Origin of the sequence: Mycobacterium sp. (assembly GCF_035603715.1) — a bacterium.
Classification (GTDB): domain Bacteria; phylum Actinomycetota; class Actinomycetes; order Mycobacteriales; family Mycobacteriaceae; genus Mycobacterium.
The window spans coordinates 1-5,901 of record NZ_DATNJW010000380.1 but is presented as its reverse complement, the minus strand read 5'-3'; the positions used below and the strand labels follow the sequence as shown (position 1 = coordinate 5,901).

The following is a 5,901-nucleotide window of genomic DNA, read 5'->3' as shown; positions in this document are numbered from 1 at the left end:
GTCGAACACTTTGCCGTCGCGTCCGTTGACGCCCATGTAGCAGACAGAGACTGTGGCCGTGGGCGCGACTACCGGCCCGTCTCCGGCGTGCAGCGTGTGTACCTGCGTCTCAGTCACGCTGAAGGGCTGCGTGACGGTGATCAACGGCGCGGCCTTGTCTGTCGAGCCCGTCACCGCGACGCTGCCGGTTGACCCGCTGAGGGTCCAATCCGGTGTTCCGCCGTCACCCGGCGCTTGGGTGGGGCAGCTGCTGTCTGCGGTCGCAGGTGGGGGCGCGGCCGGTGACATGGCTTGGGTGAAAGCAGGCGCGGTCGAGGATGTGTCTTTTGACGGAGCCGGCTTGTCAGAGCTGCACGCGGCAAGCGTCATCGCAGCCGATGCCGCACAGACGATAAGCCCGACCGAGGAATACGTACGCAAGGAGTTCACGGTCGTCACGCTACAGTCGCCGGTTTCGCCGATATCTTGGAGTAGAGCCTTTGACTACTTGGTTTGAACCCAGGCGAGTGGCACGGGGTTATTCGAAGAAATCCATTAACGCCGACACGGGCACGGTGGTAACTAGCCCAGGGGAGCGCGGCCGACGGACCCCAACCGGAATCAGGCTGGCGCGACATTCGGCAATTTCCAGAACCATCTGTGGCTTAGAATCGCCGGAAAACTACGGCCGAAGCGGCGGCGAACCCGCGGATTCTTGAATATTGCAGCGTCCACGCATGTGGATGGCAACACGGACGACTCACGGAGGGCGACGTGAACAAGCGATTGCGCAATCTGTTGGTTGGCGCGGCCGTACTGATCGCCGGCGTCGTCGGACTCTTTTTGCCGGTGTCGGTCTGGAATGGTGGCAGTTCGACCGTTGGATGCGGCAATGCCATTGTTGCCGAAAAGCCAGCTCCCTCAACGACAAACCTCGGCCAGATCAGCGTTGATGTCCCCGAGCAAGCAGTCAGCCATCCCGACTACGCGGCTCAATGCGATGCGGCGATCTCGTCACGCCGCCGCTGGGGGATTCCTTTGGTCATCGTCGGAACAGCCGGACTCCTGCTCGGATTTTTCTACCGGCCTCGACGCAAAACAACCTGAGGTGGCCGCCTCGTCTACCGACCAGCCTGACATGACCGAGACATCGACAATGACCGCGAAACACGAAACATCCTGCGCTGAGCCAGATTTCGGAGTCCCGCACCAACGGGCCTAGACGCGCGGGAGAGTAGGGCTTGGCACATCAGGTGAAAAACCCTCCTGGCAACCAATGAGCAATTGCGATTTACGGCTTCCCCGCACTCAGGCTGGTCCCCGGTTTGAGCGAGGCAGGGGTAGATAGCGGATCGGAAGATTCCCGGCCGTCGTTTGCGACGCGATTAGTCCAGCGTGACCCGTCCCATAGGCGGTATTCATTTCGCAGGGTCGGATCCGCAGACCAGCGCGCGGTTGTGGCGAGAGTTTGGCCAGTAGGTTCGGCGGCATGCGTAGCGGTCGGGGTCTCTGAAACGGGTGCCAGCAGTGGCACGCCGCCGCGCAAGCGGACCGCGCCGGGCAGGTCGAAACCGCACCCACGCTTGACCATCTCCTTGCCGTCGACCGCAACAGCGCCGGTGACCGTGCACCTGCCGGTCTCGATCGCTGTCAGTCGAGCCCGACTGATCACACAGCGGACCGCGACGATCCTGAAGACGACGCTCAACTCGACTTCGAGTGTCCCGGCCGACTTGCCATCGATGAAGAGTTGCACCGACGATGTGTGGCTGGATTTGATCTGGTGTGTCGCAAGTTCGACTTTCTCCTCGGTGCCCTGCGCGTCGCGGGTGCGACGCGCAGCGTCGGTGAGGGCGTCATATTTTTTCCATCCGGCGATGAGCAGGTCGAACACATCCGTTGACAGAAGCCGGTCCGCCTCGCGCGCGACTTCACATTCCGCGAGAGACCGGACGCCGGGGTAGCGCGCGACGGGAGTTTTGAGAGCGCCCCGCTCGTGCAGCGCGCGAGCAAGCGCGTCGGTGGGCTCCAGGGATTGCCCGCCAAAGAGGAGGTCCCGTGCGGTCGCGGTCTCATTCAGCTGGGATGTGGCCATCATTCACCTCTTCGACAGTCAGGGTGCGGGCACCCGAATGTGTTTCCAGTCGTAGGGCGTGGGTGGATTCGCCGGGGGCGGGTGTCTCATACACCGTGACCAGTGGTGGGCCCGCGAGACGCGATACGGCGTGGACGGGTGGCGGCTTGAGCATGTGGTGGACGGATCCGAGCAGAGCCACGGCGAAGGCAATCAACACGAGCACCCACCAATACGACGCCAAGTCGCTGGTGTCGTTCACGTCCTTGGTGGACACAGTGGTGGTGGTGGCGGGGGGCACTGGAGTGAGTTTCAATGAACTGGTGACGGGAACCACGGGCGTAGGGTTGAGCTCGGACACCGTGGTCGTCATAGTGCTTGTCACCGTGAAGGTTTGGCGATCGGTGATGTCGGGGTGGTTGCGGCAGGATGCCACCACGGTGTGGTCACCGACGGACGCCTCGGCCGGGACGCTGATCTGCTCGCTGAATGTGCCGGACGAGCCATGACCCAGCACGTCGCTGTCCAAAGCAATGTCGACAGGATCGGTGCCATCGCCGCAGGCGAACCCGGTGCCCGTGGCTTTCAGTTGCGAGCCTGGTAGCCCTTTGTCAGGATCGATTGTGAGAGAAGGCTTCTCGACGACCGTGAACGCGCTCGACGCAAACACTTTTCCGTTGCACGTCCCGCCCACAGTATGCTGACCGCTCTTCGCGTTGGCAGGCACCGTGAAATTGGCTGTCGCAGTGGCCTTGTCGACATCCACAGGGGTATCGGTGTCCCATTGGAGCTTAACCGGCCCCAAACGGCACGGCATGGACCCCGTGACTGTCGCAGAGAACGTCGTACCCGGAGCGCCGTGGTCACGGGAAAGCCTGACGGCAGGCGCGATTATCTGGATCAGCCCGGTGGACTCGCTGGTAGTCACCGCCGGCGACGGGCCTACCGCCGATGCCGATGGGATCACTTCCGGCGATCTGTTCGGCACCGACGGCGGTGTGGTGGTTGGCGTCGGGGGTCGTGTGGTGGTGAGTGACGGGTCAGGCTTTGGCGGGGGATCGCCCCAAGCCGGCGCCGCTGCCACGCACAACATTGCCAACGCGGCGGCGTTTGCCACCACCAGCGCAATTACTGCAGCTTTACGAGAGCGAAGGCGAGACCATGCGGATCTCATGCCAAGTCCTCTCGCCGTGTCGATGCTGGCGATTCTCGTCAGGTCCGAGCACAGCGACGTGAGTAGTCCACTACTTAAATTCGTGGGCGGGCTTGCAGCTCAGGCGCAGCGGCGGCAAGGATCTTCGCGCGGTCGCCGTCCAACGGCGGATAAATCCGTTCTGTGTTGATCACGTGCTTGGTGGCCTTAGCCTGGGCGCCGTGCGCAACCACCTGGCGATCCCAGCCTTCGGTATACAGCGCACCCGCTGGCCCCAGGTCGAGAACGGTTACGTACCAGGGGATCCGAAGCGGAAGCATCGGCTCACCCAGTAGGTCGCTGACAACGTTGTAGCCCGCGTACCGGCCCATCGGCCGTCCGTGCTGACACGACATCACCGACAGGTGCTGATCGTCCATCTTGGCCGCCGCAACATCCCCGGCGGCAAAGACGCCCGGTACGCCGACCACCTGGAGATAGTCGTCGACCGTCAGCCGCCCCAACCGATCAAGCTCGGTGTCGAACAGCGCGGTCAACGGGTTAGCCCGCATGCCCGCGCACCATATGACCGTGGCGGCTGCCACCCGCTGCCCGTCGGACAGCGTCACACCCTCGGCGTCGAGGGCCACGACACCAATGCCGGTCAGCGCCTCCACACCGTTATAAGCCAGCGCCGCGTCGATCAGCGGACGCGCGGAGTCGCCCATATCGGAACCCACGAATGGGTTGCGGTCGACCAGCAGCACCCTCGGCGTGCAGCCGTCACGGCCGGAAAACAGCCCGGCGAGCCTGCCGGGTAGCTCGCAGGCGGTCTCGATTCCCGTCAATCCCGCGCCAACAACCACTGCGGTCGCCGCGCCGGGCGTGGGCGGGCCATCGGCCAGCGACGCGAGATGCCGATTCAATCGCATCGCCTGGTCGTAGGTGTCGACGTCGAAGCCGAATTCGCGCAAACCGGGTAGATCGGGTCTGGCCACAGAACTGCCCAGGGCGAACACCAGCCGGTCATAGTCCTGGGAGCCGAATCCGTCCGAGCCCGAGAACATTACGGTGCGCGCGGAGGTGTCGATCGCCGTCACGTCGGCGGTGATATGCGCGACACCAACCGGGTCCAACACAACGCTCAGGGGGATGCGGCACAGGGTCAGGTCGGACTCGTAGTTGCGCACCCGGATGTCGTGGAATGGCTGCGAACTGATGAGTGTCACACCTACATCGCGCGCGGGGATATGCAGTTCGTCGAGTCGACGTGCCGCCCCGAGCGCGGCCCACAGGCCGGCAAAGCCGGAGCCGACAACGACGACCTCACCCACATACACATCGTCGATCAGCGGTTCAAAACCGCGCAAGCACGAATGGCTTGACGAAGGCGCTGTGGCTGGCCCCGGAATCTTCGAGCGCTATGCCGGAACGCGGCCGTGCGCCAAGTTGATCCAAGGCTGCGTTGTTAGCTCTTCCAGACCACCTTCTCGGTACCCGCGGCGTCCCGGTAGACGACGCTGTCGGGCGAGGTGCCTGCTCGTACGTTGAAATACAGCTTCCCAGTAGCTTGGGTGCCCGGCGCAAGCGGTCCGTTAGGAAGCCCGTCCGTCTCGTTACCCTTCATGACCGCGAAGGTCGAGCTGTTGACAGCACGGGCATTGAAATCAGCAATGTTCGGAGTCGGGTTGCCGCTCACAGCTTGAGCCGTCACATCGGAATACCAGACACCGTCGTTGTGACCGCTGGGTTGCAAGTTACCCACGGTGTAGTTGATAGCGCCGCCCGGGCTAGGGATCTCAGCCGATTGGCCGAATGGCACCAATTCGGGGTCGGCGGAGGCCGGTGTCGCCACTAAGATTCCGGCCGTCGCGATCCCAGCAGCAAATGCTGTCGCTTTCGATGCGATCTGCAAGAACGTCATGTCGAACTCCTCAGCTAATTTCCTGGGCCGTCCAGGAATGAAACCTACGATCGTGTGCGTATCCAGAGTCGCCGATCTCGAAACCTATGCGCCAAGACCACAGCCAATTCCGGCGGCGACTGCAAGGACCCACGTGATCGCAGAATGCCGCGGTGGGGAAGTGGTGCAGACCTAGCCGGTGTGTTTCCTACTCACGTGCTCTGGCTAACCGTCTACGACCACCTTGTAACTTCGTGAGGAGCCGCTTCGGCGGCAGTCCCGCGCGAGGAGGTCAGCGGCAATTTGACCAGCACCACAGCAAGACGCGAGAGGACGCCCATGAGAAAGATCGCATACCGGCACACGGCAGTCGTCGGGCTGGCCGCCGTCGCGATGATTGCTGTGGGATGCAGCAACGGCAAGAGCGTAGACACGTCGGCACCGCCTCAGGTCGGGGCGAGCGCCACCTCGACCTCTCACACCCCAGCGCAGCCCACTGAGGTGAAGCTTGCCGGGGAGGACAACGTCGAGGTGACTCTTACCGGCTCGATCGCCGCCAAGTACTCGTCGGCAACCGAAAGCCAGAAGCAGGCTCTCGGCAAGCCATTGACGGGTGATCGCAACGCCGGAACTCGGGAGAGCGGCTTGGTATTCCAACAGTTCCAGGGTGGTGTGATCACCGCAAAGAACGCCGAGGCCAGCACGCCCGCGTACATCACTCTGGGCAAGATCCGGGAGGCCTGGAACATCCCACGCGACCCGAGCGGGGCGCCTGCGGTCACCGGCAGTAACGGTTCAGCAGGTCCGCTGGGA

The 5,901-nt window shown here is 63.2% G+C and carries 6 protein-coding genes and 1 pseudogene; 2 read left to right on the top strand and 5 right to left on the bottom strand.

Features of this window, described 5'->3' with window-relative positions:
* Positions 1–429 (bottom strand): annotated as a pseudogene (locus tag VN856_RS15780) (peptidylprolyl isomerase); the annotation flags it as partial.
* A gap of 336 nt (positions 430–765) precedes the next feature.
* On the opposite strand from VN856_RS15780, the gene VN856_RS15775 reads away from it, so the two are divergent.
* Complete coding sequence (locus tag VN856_RS15775; RefSeq protein ID WP_325690628.1) at positions 766–1,086, top strand: aminopeptidase; 321 nt, start codon at positions 766–768, stop codon at positions 1,084–1,086.
* 184 nt (positions 1,087–1,270) lie between these two features.
* Here VN856_RS15775 and VN856_RS15770 read toward each other — a convergent pair whose 3' ends face one another.
* From VN856_RS15770 to VN856_RS15755, 4 genes are all read right to left on the bottom strand, one after another.
* Positions 1,271–2,074, bottom strand: a complete 804-nt coding sequence (locus tag VN856_RS15770) for a hypothetical protein (RefSeq protein WP_325690626.1) — start codon at positions 2,072–2,074, stop codon at positions 1,271–1,273.
* Positions 2,052–2,723, bottom strand: a complete 672-nt coding sequence (locus VN856_RS15765; protein WP_325690624.1) for a hypothetical protein — start codon at positions 2,721–2,723, stop codon at positions 2,052–2,054. The genes VN856_RS15770 and VN856_RS15765 overlap by 23 nt, the downstream gene beginning before the upstream one ends.
* 578 nt (positions 2,724–3,301) lie before the next feature.
* Positions 3,302–4,519 (bottom strand): NAD(P)/FAD-dependent oxidoreductase, encoded by a 1,218-nt coding sequence (locus tag VN856_RS15760; protein WP_325690630.1) that lies wholly within the window; start codon positions 4,517–4,519, stop codon positions 3,302–3,304.
* Positions 4,520–4,653: 134 nt separating this feature from the next.
* On the bottom strand, positions 4,654–5,109 hold the full coding sequence (locus VN856_RS15755; RefSeq protein WP_325690623.1) for a DUF1942 domain-containing protein: 456 nt from the start codon (positions 5,107–5,109) through the stop codon (positions 4,654–4,656).
* Positions 5,110–5,427: 318 nt separating this feature from the next.
* On the opposite strand from VN856_RS15755, the gene VN856_RS15750 reads away from it, so the two are divergent.
* The coding region (locus VN856_RS15750; RefSeq protein WP_325690621.1) for a hypothetical protein at positions 5,428–5,901 on the top strand (474 nt) is incomplete at its 3' end.